We start from the raw sequence: 18,121 nt of genomic DNA, 5'->3' as shown, positions 1-18,121 counted from the left end.
GGACTCGAAGGCGAGCGTAAAGAAAACAGTCCGGTGGACTGTTTTTAGCGAGAGCGTTGATGAGAGCGTGACTGTGAACAAGCCGCATCAAACGAGGTAGAGAGCAAGAAAAGAATAAAACACCTGTTGGCGTTGCCTATTTATATGAATATCTATTCGGGTATTTCTTCTTTTTATTTTACCGGCAATGCGGCAACAGGGACTCGAAGGCGAGCGTAAAGAAAACAGTCCGGTGGACTGTTTTTAGCGAGAGCGTTGATGAGAGCGTGACTGTGAACAAGCCGCATCAAACGAGGTAGAGAACAAAAAAAGAATAAAACACCTGTTGGCAATATTTGTTATGTTTTGTGATAAGTTACTTGTATTGTTGCTGATTACTAAAATATGTGTTGTAATATTTATAATTTTGTGATAAAATTACTTTAATGATTATATGTTACATAAACGGAAGTGGTAAAATGAAAACAAGATATATTAAAATATGTTCAATTTTTTTAGTTGTAATTATGACAATATGTTCATTACCTATTAATGCTTTTTCTATTGAATCTACCAACGATGAAAGTCAAAGGAATATTTTAGGTGAGGTTGGAGGTTATTTGGCAGGAACATTAAAAACTACTGAACAATTGTATACTGATAGAAAATTTAATAATTTAAATGGTGGGCATGGCTTTGCTGCAGAAAATGGAAATAATTTATACGATAGTCTAAAAGGAATAGACACAAAAGTAATAGGAAATAACAATTCAAAAAATGGTGCTGATAGAATTGTATTTAATAAAAATGGTACAGAAATATTTATACAGGATAAATATTATGCTTCAGCAAATAAGAGTGTTTATGCTGCTTTTGATACTGGCGGATTTTATAAATATGTTGATGGAGATGGCATGCCTATGCAGTTAGAAGTACCTGCCGATCAATATGATGATGCAGTACTAAAAATGAAAGAATATATAGAAAAAGGTAAGGTAAGAAATATAAATGATACAGCAGAAGCTGAAAATATAATTAGAAGAGGAAAATTAACATATAAACAAGCTGTAAATCTTACGAAGGCCGGTAATATTGATTCATTAAAGTATGATGCTGCAACTGGTGTTGTTTCGACATCTATTGCTACAGGAATATCATTTGCAATTAATTTTTCGTTGGCAATAAGCTTTTTATGTTTGCACATATTCTTGAAGAAGAAATAGAAAATAAAATATATGTAGTTGAATTAAAACCAAGCAAGTTTAGTCACAATGTTGTAATAGCGATGAAATTGAGAGGAAACAGGTTATTTTTATGTGGCTTTTGTAAATTGGATTCCAGTAAACAAAGTACAACAATAAGAGCTATTAATTTAATTGAAGATACAATTAATGATAAGGGAACAATAAAGAAATCATCTAGAAAATCAATGATTATATATGGAATTATAGTAATAGTATTAATTATATGTTTAGCTATTATATTTAATGTCATAAAAATCATTAGAGCAACAGAGAGATATAATATTGAAGTTGAAAAATATAATGCAACTGTTTTAGAATATAACGATTTGACCACTAAGGGAGATTTTTCTACAATAAGTGATATGCCTAAAAAAATGGAAAGCTTGAGTATTCAAAATACAGATTTTATATCCTCTTTGAGGGTGTTCTTTAGTGAAAATAATGTTACTAAAATCAGTAATGACACTAGTACGATAAATGATATGACAAAAGCAAATGAAAATGTTATTCTTATGGCAAAACAAGTAGTTGCTCCAGAACAAGAATTTGTTATGGAAAGATTAAAAGAAGTTGAAATTATTGATGCAATAGAATCTGTTACTGAGCAAAATGATGTAAATGGTCTTTTGGGAAAAGAAAATGGATATTATGGTTGCGTTTACTTTTCAACAAATTTGTTAGATAATAATGAAATTTTGGGAAATTCCTTGGTTGACAAGGGTACTGACGGAGGTGGAGCAATTGAAATTTTTAGTGATGTGAATAGTGCCAAGGAAAGATGTGAATATTTGGCTTCGTTTGACGGAACAGTTTTAACAACAGGTTCATATGCTTTAGTTGGAACTATGGTGATTAGAACTTCCTATAAATTAGATTCAACTGAACAGTATAAAATAACAGATGAAATAGTGAAAGAATTAACTTCCATAAAATAATAAAAATCTGTAATTGTAAAATATATATCTTATAATAAACTATTATCTGATATAAATCCCCTTACTTTTCTCCGCAAAAAATGTTATAATATCTGCGGATAGGTGATTTATGTGGATAATGATTATTTAGTAAAGAAAAAGCCGATGTATGCACTGTTTGTGTTTGCTCTGCCAATAATTATAGGCAATATTTTTCAGCAGACATATACTATGGCGGATTCAGCTATTGTGGGCAGGTTTGTCAGTGAAAAGGCATTGGCGGCTGTCGGTGCGTCTTATTCTTTGACAAATATTTTTATTTGTGTTGCCATAGGCGGTGGAATTGGTGCGTCGGTTATAGTGAGCCGATATTTTGGTGCTAAGGAATACAAGAAAACCAAAACAGCGGTATATACGGCACTTATTGCGTTTACTGTGCTGAGTATTTTGCTTGGTATTGTGGGACTTGTTTTCAGCAGACTTATACTAATGGCACTCAACACTCCGCTTGATGTACTCGATATGGCAGTTGAATACCTGAATATTTACTTTGCGGGACTGCCGTTTTTGTTTATGTATAATGTGCTGTCGGCAATGTTCAATGCACTCGGCAAATCAAGAATTCCGCTGTATTTTCTGATTTTTTCATCTGTATTTAATGTGGCACTCGACCTTTTGCTTGTTATAAACTTTAGTATGGGCGTAACAGGTGTTGCCTGGGCAACGCTGATTGCACAGGGAATTTCTGTTGTGCTTTCGTTTGCTGTGCTTGTGTGGGAGTTCAAAAAGCTGAATGTCGGAAAAGCAAGGTATTTTGATAAAAGCGAGCTTTTGCCTATGGCAAAGATTGCTTTCCCATCAATAATTCAGCAGTCAACGGTATCTATTGGAATGATGCTCGTGCAGTCGGTGGTAAACGGTTTTGGCTCTGAGGCTCTGGCAGGTTATTCTGCCGCAATTCGTGTTGAATCGCTTTGTATCGTGCCTTTCACAAGCATAAACAATGCGGCTTCCTCATACACAGCTCAAAATCTTGGTGCTAAAAACGAAAAGCGTGTTGTTGAGGGTTACCATGCCGCAAATATTTTAGTGGTTGCGTTTTCAATATTGCTCATTGTACTGATTGAGCCTTTCAACGGACAGATTGTGTCTATGTTTTTGGGTGATGACGGAACGGCTACCGCAATGAACACAGGCTGTGGGTATTTGAGCTTTATGGGATGGTTTTTCTGCTTTATCGGCTTTAAAATGGCTGTTGACGGACTTTTGCGTGGTGCAGGTGATATGCCAATGTTCACCGTTGCAAACTTTGTGAATCTGTTTATCAGAGTTTTTGTTGCCATGGCATTTGCACCGATATTTGGCTTGCGAATGGTATGGATTGCCGTTCCTATCGGCTGGTTTTCCAACTGGGTTATATCTTTTATTGAATACAGGACGGGCAAATGGAAGAAAATTTATAAAAAAGCGTAAATTTAATTAAAATATTATATAAAATATAGGCATATGATTTATACAATATTTCATATGCCTTGTTTATTTGTTCAAAAAACATACATCTGTTTTAGCTATATAAACAAAAATGTTTTTTAGTGTTGTAAATAAAATATGACAATGATATAATGCTAAGTAAAGTGTTGAAATAGGAGTTGATTAAAAATGAGGACAAGTAAAAAAATTATAAGCGTGCTTCTGAGTGCGGCGATTATTATGTCAGCCTTTGCAATTACTGCAATTTCGGCAGCTGCCGCAACAAACGGCTCAGAGGTATATTTTGACAATTCAGTTTTTAACTGGGAAAATGTCTATGTCTATGCCTACGGCACTAAGGAAAACGCTAAGTGGCCGGGTCAGCTTATGACTGCGACAGATGACGGACTTTATAAAAAAGATTTTGCAGCGGCATTTAAGTCGGAAAGCATAATTTTTAACAACGGCAAGGAAAAGAACGAGGGCAAGGAGCAATATCCGAAAGCAAACGGTCTTTCTCTCAAAGCCGGCGAATGTAAGCTTCTCACAGCGTCAAAGCAGTGGGTCGATTACGGCAAGCCTGACGATCACGGCTACGGTATTGCTTACACAGCAAACGGCACAAGCTTTTCAACTGAATTTATGCAGGTTGAGCTCGGACTAAAAAATGCGACTGTAGGTTATTATTCTGTTGACGGCTCTGCTAAAAAATCATATACAAATGGTGCAATTATTGAGATTGGTGAGGGCAAAATCGGCAACAGCGACATTACTCTTGAGCTTACCGCAACAGGCAGTGACGGAGTGGAAACCGCACAGACCTTTAAATACCGCAAAACATACACAGCGGCTAAGACAACTTTTTCTGCTGAATCAGACGGTCACACAACCGCTGCCGAAAGTGGATATTACGGCACAAATCCTAATATGCAGCTTGGCAAATATAAGACAATCACAGTTGACGGCGATGTTAGCGACTGGGACAGCTCTATGATTATTGCTCAGGGCACAGCAAACGATGACCCACGAGTATATATGCCGTCATCAATGCACGAACAGCCATGGGACGGATATGCTCTCTATGGTGCATGGGACGATGAAAACCTTTACTTTATGTGGGAAATGGCAAGCACAACATACATTACTTCGCCAAGTGACAACTTTGCCGCATCTAACGAGGCACGCCCTTGGAGAAACAGTATTCCTATGTACATTGCCCTTTCAATCGACCCTGACAAACAGGCAACAGGCAAGGCAATAGGTACAAATAAAGACGGCTCAACCTACACAAATCCATTTGTATGGGGCTGTGACGGCGGAGTTGCCAAAGACGGCGGAGTTGGCTTTACAACACATATTGATACACTCGTTGCTTTTGACTCAAACAACTCAAACGGCGGTGCCTCAATTTTCAAGGCAGATGTCAAGGATACTGACGGCACATATATGTTTAATTACGATACAAGAGTTCCGATTGGCGTAACAAACTATCAGGCTCAGGATAACCAGAACGGCTTTAAGATTAAGTTTGCAAACGGTACAAAGAGCGATACACTCTATGGCATAAGAGAGGCAAAGGGTGGCAGAACATTAGGCGATAATACTGACCCTAACGCAAACTGGGTAGATTTCTATAAGCTCGGCTACAAGAAAAGCTACGGATATGTTTATGAGGTTGCTATTCCATACGCAACACTTGGAATTGACAGAAATTATGTAGAAACTCAGGGTATTGGTGCAATGCAGATTCTTACATACGGCACATCAGGTATGGATACACTTCCGCACGATCCGTCAATGCTTGATGCCGCAGATGTTGAGTACAGCTACGACCCATCAACAAGCCACGAAAAAGAGGATATTGATAACATTACAGTACCACTTGCAAGACTTGGCAAGCTTTTGCCGGATACAAAGGTAAATGAGGCTGAGTTTGAAGTGAACTTCGGTGCGGATAAGAGTTCAGATCAGAGCGTTGGCACAGCACTTGAGCTTAAAACAGAGCCGTACAACAATCATGGTGATGTTACATATCAGTTTATGGTAAACGGCGAAACTGTGCAGAACACAGCGAGCAACACCTATAGCTTTACACCGAACAAGGCAGGTGCTTATACATTTGCAGTAAAGGCTGTTGATTCAGATGGTTGTGTGGCTGAAAGTGAGAAGTCTTTCTATGTTTCGGATAAAGAAGAAGATACCATTATTAAGGGCGATGTGAACCGCAACGGTGTTGTTGATGTAAACGATGTTACATTCTTGCAGATGCATATTGCAAACGGTGAAAGCGGAGAGCCTTTGATTGATATTACAAACAAGGCTTGGCTTGACGCAGCCGATATGGACGGCAACGGTAAGCTTGATGTCCTTGATGTAACAGGATTGCAGGTTTATATTCTTGAATTACAGGCTTCATAAATAAGACAAATTCAAAAGGATTGCAGGGTAAAATCTGCAATCCTTTTTGGATTTATATCAATAGTTGGGTAAATTATGGTTTATAATGGTCGGGAAATTTCTGCTTGACTTATTGCAGACTTTATACCCGAAAATAAAAATTTGGTCAACCTTTTTTAAAGGTTGTGGGTGTGGGCAAAGCCCACAATACTTTAGACTAACGCAAGGGTTTGGTGGTTTGAACACAATAGCGAAAGTCTTATAATTGCGATAGCATCACAAAAAATTCTTCTTAATTTTTATAAATGATACTTTTTAAAGGCTGTCGCCTGTTTTATCAAACTTTGCTTTAGCACACAAACAGCGTTGCCGTTTGTGCCTTATAAATTGTAATAGTTACAACCTTTCTTGGGCGTTGCCCAAACCCACGAGCCTTTAAAAAGGCTCGACCTAAATTTTTTGTTAATTATCCAAAGCTCTCAGCTAAACAATAATTTATAAATGTTACCCCAACATTTAAAACATAGCCTTTTTGTATGTATTGAAAAGATTTGGTAAATGTAAAATTTTCGCTATTGCCTTGACACAAAAATTAATTGGTGGTAAATTATTAGTAGAAATTTTTGGAGGTGAAATTTAATGGACAGTTGTGGTAGTTTTGGTCGAAGTATTCACGAAGGTGCTATAGAAATAAAAAACGATATAAGGCTGTCTGTTAAATTTTGACGGCTGAGTTGCCTTGCTGTAAAATATTATTTCTGTTCCACCGGGTACTATTCTATACTGCACAACAACTTGTTAAACTGCTGTGAATAGCGGTGGTATTTTTATGCCCTTTTTGGAAAACAGGAGGTAATATTATGACAAATAAGGTAATGAATAAGCCGATGTATGCAGATGAAATTGTAAAAATTTTTAGAAGCGGACTTAGCAAGGATGAACTGATAAGCAAAATTTCTGATTATCACACAAGCGACATTGCTGATGCCCTTGAAAAATTAACTGCTGATGAGAGAAAAGCTTTGTATCCGATTTTAGGCGTTGAGCTTGTAGCTGAAATTTTTTCTTATATAGAAGATTCGGAGGAATACCTCAAGGAGATTAATACCGACAAGGTAGCAAATTTGATTTCAGAAATGGATTCTGATGATGCGGTAGATATTCTTGAAAAGCTGAATGACGATGACAGAAAAAGAATAGTTGCTTTGCTTGACAATGACACAAAACAAGATGTGCGAATGATTTTATCATATTCAGATGATGAAATCGGCAGTGAAATGACTACAAATTATATTTCCGTCAACAAAAACCTTTCTATAAAAGAGGCTACGCACGAACTTATTAAGCAGGCAGGCGAAAATGATAACATAAATACAATTTATGTCACTGACGAAAAAAGCTGTTTTTGCGGTGCTGTTGATTTGAAAGATTTAATAGTTGCAAGGGAATATCAGAAGCTTGATGATCTTATTATAAAATCTTATCCGTATGTTAAGGCACACGAAAAAATAGAGGATTGTATCGAGCAGTTAAAAGATTATGCAGAAGATTCAATCCCGGTGCTTGATGAAAACAAGCATATACTCGGTGTTATTACGGCACACGATATTGTAGAGGTAGTAGATGAGGAGCTTGGTGAAGATTACGCAAAGCTTGGTGGTTTGACTGCCGAGGAGGATTTGAACGAATCTACTTTCCAAAGCACAAAGAAAAGATTGCCTTGGCTTATTATATTGCTTTTCCTCGGTATGGGAGTGTCCTCTGTGGTAGGAATTTTTGAAACCGTGGTAGCGGTTATTCCTATTGTGATATGTTTTCAGTCGCTTATTTTGGATATGGCAGGCAATGTCGGTACTCAGTCGCTTGCCGTTACAATTCGTGTGCTTGTAGACGAAAACCTTTCAGCCGCCGATAAATTTAAGCTTACAGTTAAAGAAATGAAAGTCGGTTTTTCAAACGGTGTTTTGCTCGGCATAATGGCGGTGATTTTTGTCGGCTTGTATATTCATTTTATAAAAGGCAGCGATTTGGGTTATTCGTTCATTGTTTCGGGTTGCGTTGGTTTTTCACTTTTGGTGTCTATGGTGATTTCGAGCCTTATCGGTACACTTGTGCCTATGTTTTTCAGCAAAATCAAAATTGACCCGGCAGTAGCGTCAGGTCCGTTGATTACAACAGTAAATGACCTTGTAGCCGTAGTTACTTATTATGGCTTGGTATGGATATTGCTGATAAATATTTTGCAATTAGTGTAAAACAATATTATCTGTTTAAAATAATTACTTTATAATAATCGGGAGTTAAAGTTTTTGAATTTTATCTATGCTTTTTACTCGGATATAAAAGTTTGGTCAACCTTTTTCAAAGGTTGTGGGTGTGGGCAAAGCCCACCAATACTTTAGCTTACGCAAAATTCTGATAGCCAAACAGCTTGCTGGTTGGTGGTTTGAACACAATAGCGAAAGTCTTATAATTGCGATAGCATCACAAAAAATTCTTCTTAATTTTTATAAATGATACTTTTTAAAGGCTGTCGCCTGTTTTGTCAAACTTTGCTTTAGCACACAAACAGCGTTGCTGTTTGTGCCTTATAAATTGTAATAGTTACAACCTTTCTTGGGCGTTGCCCAAACCCACGAGCCTTTAAAAAGCTCGACCTAAATTTTATTTTTGTTAAGCTTTTGCAAAAGCAAAATTCTAATTCTCCACTATAATTTATATAGAACCTATAAATAAAATAAAAAGGGTATTCGCAATTTGGATTTTGCGAATACCCTTTTAGTTTTCAACATTCTAAACACAAAATGTTAATTATTTTTCGTCACCGAAGCAGATGCCCATTTTTCTTGCGGCGGCTACGATTTCGTGGTCGGCTGGTACTGCCTTGAGTTTGCCTGCGATTTCCTCAAGAGGAACGGCAACAACCTTGTTGTTTACAAGGGCAACCATCTTTCCGTATTCGCCCTTGATGATAAGCTCGGCAGCGGCAATGCCAAAGCGTGTGGAAAGCACTCTGTCATATGCGTCAGGGCTTCCACCTCTCTGGAAATGTCCCGGTACTGTAACTCTGGTTTCCTGACCTGTTGCGTCCTGAATTTCCTTGGCAATCTTGTATGAAATAGACGGATATGCAATCTCAGCCATAGCCGCTTTTCTTTTTTTCTTAGGCATAGCGGCAAGCTCTTTTGAAATTGCACCCTCTGCAACGGCAAGGATTGAGAATTTTTTGCCGTTTTCGGTTCTCTTTTTTATTGTTTTGATTATGGAATTAATATCGTATGGAATTTCCGGAATAAGAATAACATCTGCACCGCCTGCAATACCTGCATAAAGTGTCAGCCAACCAACCTTATGTCCCATAACCTCAACGATGAAAACTCTGCCATGAGAGGTAGCTGTGGTGTGGATACAGTCAATAACATTTGTTGCAATGTCAACGGCACTCTGAAAACCAAAAGTTTTGTCTGTGCCCCAAAGGTCATTGTCAATAGTCTTTGGCAGAGAAACAACATTAAGTCCCTCTTCACGCAAAAGGTTTGCGGTCTTTTGTGTGCCGTTACCGCCAAGAACTACAAGGCAGTCAAGCTCAAGCTTTTTGTAGTTCTTTTTCATTTCGGCAACCTTATCTACGCTGTTCTCGTCTATAACACGCATAAGCTTAAACGGCTGTCTTGATGTGCCGAGAATTGTACCGCCCATTGTGAGAATTCCTGAAAAATCCTCTTGCTTCATAACTCTGGTTTCGTTGTATATAAGTCCGCGATAGCCGTCAATAATACCGATAATTTGTACGCCGTCATGGCCATAGTGTTGGTAAAGTGTTTTTCCAACTGCTCGAATTGTGGAGTTTAGTCCCTGACAGTCGCCGCCGCTTGTTAAAATACCGATTTTTTTCATTATGCGTTTTCTCCTTCCTTAGCAGGTACTATAGGAGTGCCCACTGTTCTTACATATGTTTGTTTTTTAACGGCATTTTGTGCCTGTTGTGCAAGCTTTGAAAAATGCTTTTGGCAGTTGAGTCGCTTTTTGCCACGCTTATCAACAAGGTGATATGTGGTATCCGGCAGCTGCTTTCTTGCATTTACTGTGTCTTTGAGCATTACTTTTATAATCTGTTCAACACGGTTTTTAATGTCCTCGTCTTCAACAGGGAACACAAGTTCAACTCTCTTGTCAAGGTTTCTCTGCATCCAGTCGGCACTGCCGAGGTAGTAAAGCGGATTGCCATTGTTTTCAAATTTAAAGATACGGCTGTGCTCAAGAAGCTGTCCTACAATGCTGATTACCTTAATATTTTCACTCCAACCTTTAAGACCCGGAATAAGACAGCAAATGCCACGCACGATAAGCTCAATTTTAACGCCTGCCTGTGATGCCTCATAAAGCAAGCTGATGATTGCAGGGTCAACAAGGGAATTTACCTTTGCAGTGATTGACGCAGGAAGTCCCTGCTTTGCGTTTTCAATTTCTTTTCTTATCATATCCTCAAAGAAGTTACGCATACCCTGAGGAGCAACAATAAATTTATTGTATTCAGGCGGTAATGAATAGCCTGTGAGTGTATTAAATAAAGAAGATGCGTCAAGACCATATTCTTCACGGCAGGTGAACATACCGATGTCTGTGTAAAATCTTGCGGTACTGTCGTTGTAGTTGCCTGTGCCCATATGCAAATAACGGCGGATTCCGTCTTTATCTTTTCGTACAACCAGACAGATTTTGCAGTGGGTTTTAAGACCTGTAAGTCCATAGATAACATGACAGCCTGCTTTTTCAAGCTTGGTTGCCCATTGAATATTATTTTCTTCGTCAAAACGAGCCTTTAACTCAACAAGTACAGTAACCTGTTTGCCGTTTTCGGCAGCCTTAATGAGTGCTCCTACGATTGGCGAATTACCGCTTACTCGGTAAAGAGTTTGCTTGATTGCAAGTACATCGGGGTCTTTTGCAGCTTTCTTGACAAAGTCAACCACCACATCAAAGCTTTCGTACGGGTGGTGAACAAGTCTGTCTTTTTCCCTGATTGCCTCAAAAATATCGTCACAATCATAAAATTCGGCAGGAGGATTAACAGGTGTGATTGGTTCAAAGCAAAGGCTTTCACAACCTTTAATCCTTGCAAATTTTGAAAGGAAGGTAAGGTCAAGCGGGCCGTGCTGAACATAGATTTCGTCTTCGGTAACCTTTAAAGCATCTACAAGGAACTTGCGAATTGACTTGTGGCATTTTTTTGAAAACTCAAGTCGAACAGGCACACCACGCTGACGCTTTTTGATAGACTTTTTAATTTCTTCCATAAGATCCTCTGTATCCTCGTCGATATCGAGGTCGGAATCTCTGGTAATTCTGAAAGCAGAGGACTGCTTTATGTTGTAAAGCTCAAAAAGCTCACCAAGGTGAATGGTAATAATTCTTTCAAGTGTGATAAAATCACGCTTACCTTTTGTTTTTGTTGGCAATTCCAAAAAGCGGGGAAGAATTGACGGCACCTGTACAAGTGCGTAAAATTCCTCGTCCTCTGCGTTTGTAAGCAAAACAGCAATATTAAGGCTTTTGTTTGTAAGCAGAGGGAAAGGTCGGCTTGTGTCAACAGCCATTGGAGTGAGCACAGGGAAAACTACACGCTGAAAATAATCGTCAGCAAAAGCCTTTTGTTCATCAGTCATTTCGTCAGCCTTTACAAAGCTAATGCCGTTTGCCCTGAGTGACGGAATAATTGAACGGTTGTAGCAGTTATACTGCTTTTCTGCAAAAGCATGTACTTTTTCGCTGATTTTTTTCATCTGCATTTTTGGTGTAAGACCTGACGGATCAGGTTTATTTGTGCCACGGTGAATATTATCAAGTACACCTGCCACACGCACCATAAAAAACTCATCAAGGTTAGAGGCTGTGATTGAAAGGAAATTACATCTCTCCATTATAGGATTTTCCTTTTCAAAAGCTTCCTCAAGCACTCTTGCATTAAAATCGAGCCAGCTAAGCTCACGGTTATTATAAGGCATTTCAAGCCATTTCTTTAAATCTTGTTTCTTTTTTTCTTCAATAGAAATTGTCATTTAATCACCCCTTATTATTTCTATTATATTGTTAAATCAAAAATATTTCAAGTAAAATTTATGTAAAATCTACAAAAAGTGTGTAAAATTGTAAAAAACATAGTTTTTATGATATAATAAAATTTAACAAAATAATGAAAAAACAGCATAATGATAAAAATTAAAAAAATTAACGAAAAAGTTAAATGAAAGATGATTTTTGTTCGTCTATATTATGTACTGCTGTAAAAATAAATTTAAGGAGATATTTTATGGAAGAAATAAGCAGCTTGGTTGCTAAAGCAAAAAATGGTGACAACAACGCTTTTGATGAGTTGTATTGCCTTACACAACAAGAAGTATGGTTTACCTGCATAAGTTTATTGAAAAATGAAACTATTGCCGAGGAGATTATGCAAAATACATATGTAACTGCATTTTTAAAGTTAAATACTCTTGAAGATGATTCAAAATTTTCTCAATGGATTAAAAAAATTGCGGTAAACAAATGCAAAGATTTTTTTAAAACTAAAAAGGAAATACAACTTGATGATGAAATTCTTGAGAATTATTCAGAAACAACGGAATTGACAATACCTGAAGAATATATTTCTGATAATGAGAATAGAAGAATTATTTTAGAAATAATGCATGATTCATTGTCAGAGGTACAGTACAGAGCTGTTTTAATGTATTACTTTGATGAAATGACAGTAAGTGAAATAGCAGAAATTGAAGATTGTCCTGAAGGAACTGTGATGTCACGCCTTAATCTTGCCAGAGCAAAAATGAAAAAGGCAATTCTAAAGTATGAAGAAGAAAATGACGATAGACTTCACTCTGTTGTTCCGGTTCCGTTTTTTGTTTCTCTTTTCTTTTCAGCGGCTAAAAACTTAACAGTTCCAAAGGTAAGTATCGATTTAAAAAATGTTAAGACAGTAAACAGTACAGCACAAGCAGGAAAAAATATAGCAAACTTTGGAGGAAAATTAATGGCAAAATCAAATCTTTTAAAACTTTTTGCAATAATAGCGGCATTTGCAGTTGTTATTGGCGGAATTACTGCTGCTGTGGTAGTTAATAATAACAATAATAAAAATAATGAGGATTCTCAAACGGGCGAAGAGATTTCATCTGTAAACAATAAGAATGATTCAAGTGATGAAAATGGATTGGCTCAGATTGATTATCATCTTGATGAGCAGGTTCTTTTTGATAATGACAAGTGTACAATTACTGTTACAGGTTGCAAAGTGTATAGTGACAGATTAGAGGTTGAAGCAGAACTAAAAAATAAAACAACAGATGAGGAAATAAAAATAGATAGTGATTTTGGCGATTATTATTTTGTTAACAAATATAATTGCTATGATATTGGTGATGTAGGTTATGGCTGCACCGACCCGGGTGAAACTGATTCGTTCAGTATAGAATTTAATTTTGAACAAATAAAAGAATGTGGTATAACTTTTATTGACGAATTAGCATTTAATCTTCAGGCATACAATACTGATAATCATATTGATGAAGATACATTTTATTGTAACCAAATGTTTTATTTGTATCCTACAGGAAAGACAGCCGATGAAATTACTCCGCCTGAAAGGAAAACTACAGATACAGAACAAGTTGTTTTTGACAATGAATATGGTGAGCTTGTTTTTTTGAATGATTATATAACTTCTTATTCAAAGGATATAGGATTAAAATTGTATGCACACAATAAAATGAATAAGGATGTTAAGTTTGAAATTGACAGTACAAAGCTCAACGGCAAAAGCATTTATGGTACATACCGCACAAGATATTTTGGACCTGATATGAATTGTTATTATGATATTTATATAGATAAAGAAGATTTTGAAGAGTATAAAAATGAATCGGGAAAGAATGTCTTGGAATTTAGAATTGTAGAGGAAGACTCTAACACCAATGCGTGGAGTGGATTGTCATTTGACACAGCCATATATGAAGATACTTTAGAAATTCAGTTTTAAATCAATACAAAAAACGGTCATTCGCAAAGCTTATGCGAATGACCGTAATTTTATTATGTAATTATAATTAAAAGTTATTCCTGATTTGAAACAATGTCCTGAAGAGCTGTTACATCGCCAACATTGATTTTGCCGTTTCCGTCAATGTCTGCAAGGGCAAGCTGTTCGTCTGAAAGTTCAATATCGCCGGAGATATAAAGCTGAAGTGCTGTAATGTCGGCAACTGTTAAATTACCGTCCATATTTATATCACCAAGCTCATAGCTTGAGTCGTTACCAACATACTTGCAGTAGTCAAGGGCAATCCAGCCGCTGTGACCGTTGTGGCTTGTATAACCCCATACATAGCCGTCTGCTTTTTTAACTTCAGTAACATTTACAATGTTGCCGTTGTAAAGTTGTCCAACTGTTGAAGAACTTGTTGTAGGCTGACTTCTCATATTAAGTGAGTCGGAAACCTCAACCTGATATTTACCTAACTGATAAGAAGAAATGTCATCATCTTTTTTATCGTCATCAGGGTTTGTCTTGAAATCATCAAGGTAAATAAATCCCTGGAAAGTCCAATCGGACTCGCCCATTGTAGGGTCATCTACATCTGCGTGTGAAAGATAAAATTCCAACCAGCCCCATGCTGAGTTTGAGAAAGTAACTACGCCGTTCTCAATCTGCTCAACAACTGCAACATGACCGCTCCATTCGCCGTTTCTGTAGTACTTCCAGCAAGCAATAGCACCAACCTTTGGTGTCTGACCTCTGCTGTAGCCATCATCATAGTCATACCATTTATAAGCGTCATAGTGGCAAAGTCCCGGATCTTCGCCGAGAATTTCGTATGCTCTGCCGTACGCATATGCGGTGCAGTTCGGCATACCATAGCCGTATTGATAATAGATGTTTTTGTTGCTGTAATAATAACTGTTATCATAGCTTGGCGCATCAAATCTTGGTGTAAAAGTAGATGAAGCGTTAGCAATCATTGAATACGAAAAAATTGTGGTAAAAAGTAATGCACAAACTAAGAAAATGGCTGGGATTTTTTTGAGTTTTCTAAAAAACATTGTAATAGCTTCCTTTCTGTCAATTATGTTTACATTTCTGTTTATCAAATGTAATTTTACCACAACACGGTAAAAAAGGCAATGAATTTTTAATAAATTTGTAATTGTTTGTAATCTTTGTAAAAGCCTTCAAACTCAAGTCTTGATATTTTGTAAGTATTGATATATAATAAAAACCGATAGCAGCTTAAAGCAAAGGCTGACTGATGTTTTTCGACTGTTTAGCCTTTGTTTTGCAGAAAAGTGACTATTTTACTTGTTTTTTAGCTTTTGTATAAACGGAAGTGTTGATATGAATGTTAATGTCGGTGACAGAGTTGAAATGAAAAAACCACACCCCTGCGGTTGCAAGGAATTTGAAATTTTAAGAATCGGAATGGATTTCAAAATCCGCTGTGTCAACTGCGGCAGAGAGGTTATGGTTGCAAGAAATAAGATTGAAAAAAATATCAAAAAAATTTTGACCGATAAGGATTAATAATATGTTTGAAAAAATTGAAATTTTTGATAAAAGATACTCAGAGCTTTCTCAAAGGCTTTACGAACCGTCAGTGGCGGCAGACCCTGAAAAATTTCAGAAAACTATGAAAGAGCTTAAATCCATTGAAGAAATCGTGCTTGCATATCGTGAGTATAAGCAGGCTGTGAAATCTCAGGAGGAAAGCCTTGAAATTCTTGAGGAAAGCAGTGATAATGACTTAAAGGAGCTTGCTCAGCTTGAGCTTGAGGAGGCAAAGTCGAACATTGAGGAGCTTTCCGAAAAGCTGAAAATTTTACTTTTGCCAAAAGACCCGAATGATGAGCGAAATGTTATTGTGGAAATTCGTGGCGGTGCAGGCGGCGAAGAGTCGGCTTTGTTCAGTGCGGTGCTTTTCAGAATGTACAGTATGTATGCCGAAAAAAAGGGCTATAAGACAGAAATAGTAAATGTAAACGAAACCGAGCTTGGCGGTTACAAGGAAATTTCCTTTATGATTGAGGGCGAGGGTGCGTACTCACGCTTTAAATATGAAAGCGGTGTGCATCGTGTTCAGCGTGTGCCTGAAACCGAGAGTCAGGGCAGAGTGCATACTTCCACTACAACTGTAGCGGTTTTACCAGAAGCGGAAGATGTAGAACTTGAGATTGACCCAAAGGATTTGAAAATTGACACCTTCCGTTCGAGCGGTGCAGGCGGTCAGCATATTAATAAGACAAGCTCGGCTATCAGAATTACTCACTTGCCTACAGGTACGGTTGTTGAATGTCAGGACGAAAGAAGTCAGTACAAAAACAAGGATAAGGCACTCAAGGTGCTTAAAAGCCGACTTTTAAAGGAAAAGCAGGATAAGCAGGCAAGCGAAATTGCCGCTAACCGAAAGTCACAGGTCGGCACAGGCGACAGAAGTGAAAGAATAAGAACCTACAACTATCCGCAGGGCAGACTTACCGACCACAGAATAGGACTTACTCTTTACAAGCTTGAAGATATTTTAAACGGTAATCTTGATGAGGTTATAGACGCTCTTGTTGCGGCAGACAGAGCAGAGAAACTCAAGGAAAGTATGGAAAATTCATAAGCAAGGTGACAAAAATGCAAACATTGTTACTTGAAAGTACACAACAAAATATAAAAAAAGCGGCAGAAATTCTCAGAAACGGCGGACTTGTGGGTATGCCTACCGAAACCGTTTACGGACTTGCGGCAGACGCATTAAACGGCAAGGCTGTGGCTAAGATTTTTAAGGCAAAGGGCAGACCGATGGATAATCCGCTGATTGTGCATATTGCAGAGTTTGACGATATTGAAAGATTCGGTCTTACCGCTGAAATTCCCGAAAAGGCAAAAATTCTTGCCCAAAAATTTATGCCCGGCCCTCTTACCATTATAATGAAAAAGTCGGATATTATTCCTGACGAGGTGTCAGCAGGACTTGAAACCGTTGCAATCCGTTGTCCGTCACACCCCGTTGCAAGGGCATTAATCAGAGAGGCAAACACCCCTCTTGCCGCACCGTCTGCCAATCTGTCGGGTTCACCGAGTCCGACTACCGCACAGCATGTTATGAACGATATGAACGGCAAGATTGAGGCAATCCTTGACGGCGGTGCAAGCGATGTTGGTGTGGAAAGCACAGTAATTACACTTGCAGGCGAAGTACCCTGCCTTTTGCGACCGGGCGGAATTACTCTTGAGCAGTTGAGAGATACTATTGGCGAGGTAGAGCTTAACAAGGCGGTGCTTGACAAGCTTGACCCCAATCAAAAAGCGGCAAGTCCCGGTATGAAATACAAGCATTATTCCCCGAAAGCAAGAGTTATACTTCTTAAAGGTACTGATGAAGAATATATTAATTATGTAAACAGCAAAAATGACGGCAAAACTGCGGCTTTGTGCTGTGATGAAGATATTGAAAGTCTGAATGTCAAGACATTTTCTCTTGGCAAGCGTAACGATTATGCACAGCAGGCTCACAGACTTTTTGATATGCTGAGAGAGGTTGACGAGGTTGGCGGAATTGACACCGCTTATTCAAGACTTCCGTCATGTGACGGCGTGGGAATGGCCCTTTACAACAGACTTATAAGAGCCGCCGGCTATGAGGTGATAGACCTTGAAAAAATATAAGATTCTCGGACTTACCGGTCAGACGGGTGCGGGCAAAAGCACAGTTTCAATGACTTTGGAAAAAAGCGGTGCGGCGGTAATCAATGCCGACAACCTTGTGGCGGAGCTTTACAAGCCGGAGTCGGTGTGTCTTAAAATTCTTTCGGCTGAGTTTGGCAAGGATATTATCCTGCCGGATAAAACGCTTGACAGAAAAAAGCTTGCACAAAGGGCATTTGCCACAAAAGAGAAAACAGAGCTTTTAGGCAAGCTGATTCATCCGTTTGTTTTGGCACTTTTCCTTGAAAAAATCGAGGAATATGTAAATGCCGATAAAAAACTGATTGTGTTTGACGCACCTCAGCTTTTTGAGAGCAAGGCAAATGTGATTTGTGATTACATTATAAGCATTACGGCAGACGAAGAAGTTCGTA

13 protein-coding genes are annotated in these 18,121 nt (G+C 38.0%); 10 read left to right on the top strand and 3 right to left on the bottom strand.

All coding sequences use genetic code 11. The features are described 5' to 3' along the window. The first annotated feature begins 458 nt into the window (after positions 1-458). From ACJMMI_RS03035 to mgtE, 5 genes are all read left to right on the top strand, one after another. Positions 459-1,202: a hypothetical protein gene (locus ACJMMI_RS03035; protein ID WP_405353411.1), complete on the top strand. Its 744-nt coding sequence runs from the start codon at positions 459-461 to the stop codon at positions 1,200-1,202. Then, a complete protein-coding gene (locus ACJMMI_RS03030) occupies positions 1,172-2,158 on the top strand; it encodes a hypothetical protein (protein WP_405353408.1) in 987 nt (328 codons plus the stop codon). The genes ACJMMI_RS03035 and ACJMMI_RS03030 overlap by 31 nt, the downstream gene beginning before the upstream one ends. A 111-nt stretch (positions 2,159-2,269) precedes the next feature. Further along, positions 2,270-3,610 carry an MATE family efflux transporter gene (locus tag ACJMMI_RS03025; protein WP_405353406.1) on the top strand — a complete coding sequence of 447 codons (1,341 nt, stop codon included), beginning with the start codon at positions 2,270-2,272 and terminating at the stop codon, positions 3,608-3,610. A 186-nt stretch (positions 3,611-3,796) separates the two neighbouring features. Then, a complete protein-coding gene (locus ACJMMI_RS03020; protein WP_405353403.1) occupies positions 3,797-6,025 on the top strand; it encodes a starch-binding protein in 2,229 nt (742 codons plus the stop codon). Positions 6,026-6,864: 839 nt separating this feature from the next. Beyond that, complete coding sequence (gene mgtE / locus ACJMMI_RS03015; RefSeq protein ID WP_405353400.1) at positions 6,865-8,259, top strand: magnesium transporter; 1,395 nt, start codon at positions 6,865-6,867, stop codon at positions 8,257-8,259. A gap of 556 nt (positions 8,260-8,815) precedes the next feature. Here mgtE and ACJMMI_RS03010 read toward each other — a convergent pair. Then, entirely contained in the window at positions 8,816-9,901 is a 1,086-nt protein-coding gene (locus ACJMMI_RS03010) for a 6-phosphofructokinase (protein WP_405353397.1), read from the bottom strand. After that, positions 9,901-12,063, bottom strand: a complete 2,163-nt coding sequence (locus ACJMMI_RS03005) for an RNA degradosome polyphosphate kinase (RefSeq protein ID WP_405353395.1) — start codon at positions 12,061-12,063, stop codon at positions 9,901-9,903. Before ACJMMI_RS03005 ends, ACJMMI_RS03010 begins: the two co-directional genes overlap by 1 nt. Before the next feature lie 251 nt (positions 12,064-12,314). On the opposite strand from ACJMMI_RS03005, the gene ACJMMI_RS03000 reads away from it, so the two are divergent. Next, complete coding sequence (locus ACJMMI_RS03000; RefSeq protein WP_405353393.1) at positions 12,315-14,039, top strand: RNA polymerase sigma factor; 1,725 nt, start codon at positions 12,315-12,317, stop codon at positions 14,037-14,039. A 74-nt stretch (positions 14,040-14,113) separates the two neighbouring features. On the opposite strand, the gene ACJMMI_RS02995 is transcribed toward ACJMMI_RS03000, so the two are convergent. Beyond that, positions 14,114-15,100 carry a CHAP domain-containing protein gene (locus ACJMMI_RS02995; RefSeq protein WP_405353391.1) on the bottom strand — a complete coding sequence of 329 codons (987 nt, stop codon included), beginning with the start codon at positions 15,098-15,100 and terminating at the stop codon, positions 14,114-14,116. 292 nt (positions 15,101-15,392) lie between these two features. Here ACJMMI_RS02995 and ACJMMI_RS02990 point away from each other — a divergent pair, with 292 nt between their 5' ends. The 4 genes from ACJMMI_RS02990 to coaE all read left to right on the top strand — a co-directional run. Then, positions 15,393-15,578, top strand: coding sequence for a DUF951 domain-containing protein (locus ACJMMI_RS02990; RefSeq protein WP_405353388.1), 186 nt, complete (start codon positions 15,393-15,395; stop codon positions 15,576-15,578). A gap of 4 nt (positions 15,579-15,582) precedes the next feature. Then, positions 15,583-16,659, top strand: a complete 1,077-nt coding sequence (gene prfA, locus ACJMMI_RS02985; RefSeq protein WP_405353385.1) for a peptide chain release factor 1 — start codon at positions 15,583-15,585, stop codon at positions 16,657-16,659. A 14-nt stretch (positions 16,660-16,673) separates the two neighbouring features. After that, positions 16,674-17,708: an L-threonylcarbamoyladenylate synthase gene (locus tag ACJMMI_RS02980; RefSeq protein WP_405353382.1), complete on the top strand. Its 1,035-nt coding sequence runs from the start codon at positions 16,674-16,676 to the stop codon at positions 17,706-17,708. Next, positions 17,695-18,121: dephospho-CoA kinase (gene coaE / locus ACJMMI_RS02975; protein ID WP_405353380.1), on the top strand; the 427-nt coding region annotated here is incomplete at its 3' end. The genes ACJMMI_RS02980 and coaE, both read left to right, overlap by 14 nt.

It is taken from the genome of Ruminococcus sp. (assembly GCF_045129435.1).
In the GTDB taxonomy this organism is placed as follows: domain Bacteria; phylum Bacillota; class Clostridia; order Oscillospirales; family Acutalibacteraceae; genus Ruminococcoides.
Note: the sequence above shows the minus strand (reverse complement) of the source record. Positions and strands in the feature narration are given on the sequence as shown.

Coding starts and splice junctions, on each gene's coding strand:
- ACJMMI_RS03035 (WP_405353411.1), top strand. CDS start 459: ATGAAAACAAGATATATTAAAATATGTTCAATTTTTTTAGTTGTAATT.
- ACJMMI_RS03030 (WP_405353408.1), top strand. CDS start 1,172: ATGTTTGCACATATTCTTGAAGAAGAAATAGAAAATAAAATATATGTA.
- ACJMMI_RS03020 (WP_405353403.1), top strand. CDS start 3,797: ATGAGGACAAGTAAAAAAATTATAAGCGTGCTTCTGAGTGCGGCGATT.
- mgtE (WP_405353400.1), top strand. CDS start 6,865: ATGACAAATAAGGTAATGAATAAGCCGATGTATGCAGATGAAATTGTA.
- ACJMMI_RS03010 (WP_405353397.1), bottom strand. CDS start 9,901: ATGAAAAAAATCGGTATTTTAACAAGCGGCGGCGACTGTCAGGGACTA.
- ACJMMI_RS03005 (WP_405353395.1), bottom strand. CDS start 12,063: ATGACAATTTCTATTGAAGAAAAAAAGAAACAAGATTTAAAGAAATGG.
- ACJMMI_RS03000 (WP_405353393.1), top strand. CDS start 12,315: ATGGAAGAAATAAGCAGCTTGGTTGCTAAAGCAAAAAATGGTGACAAC.
- ACJMMI_RS02995 (WP_405353391.1), bottom strand. CDS start 15,100: ATGTTTTTTAGAAAACTCAAAAAAATCCCAGCCATTTTCTTAGTTTGT.
- ACJMMI_RS02990 (WP_405353388.1), top strand. CDS start 15,393: ATGAATGTTAATGTCGGTGACAGAGTTGAAATGAAAAAACCACACCCC.
- prfA (WP_405353385.1), top strand. CDS start 15,583: ATGTTTGAAAAAATTGAAATTTTTGATAAAAGATACTCAGAGCTTTCT.
- ACJMMI_RS02980 (WP_405353382.1), top strand. CDS start 16,674: ATGCAAACATTGTTACTTGAAAGTACACAACAAAATATAAAAAAAGCG.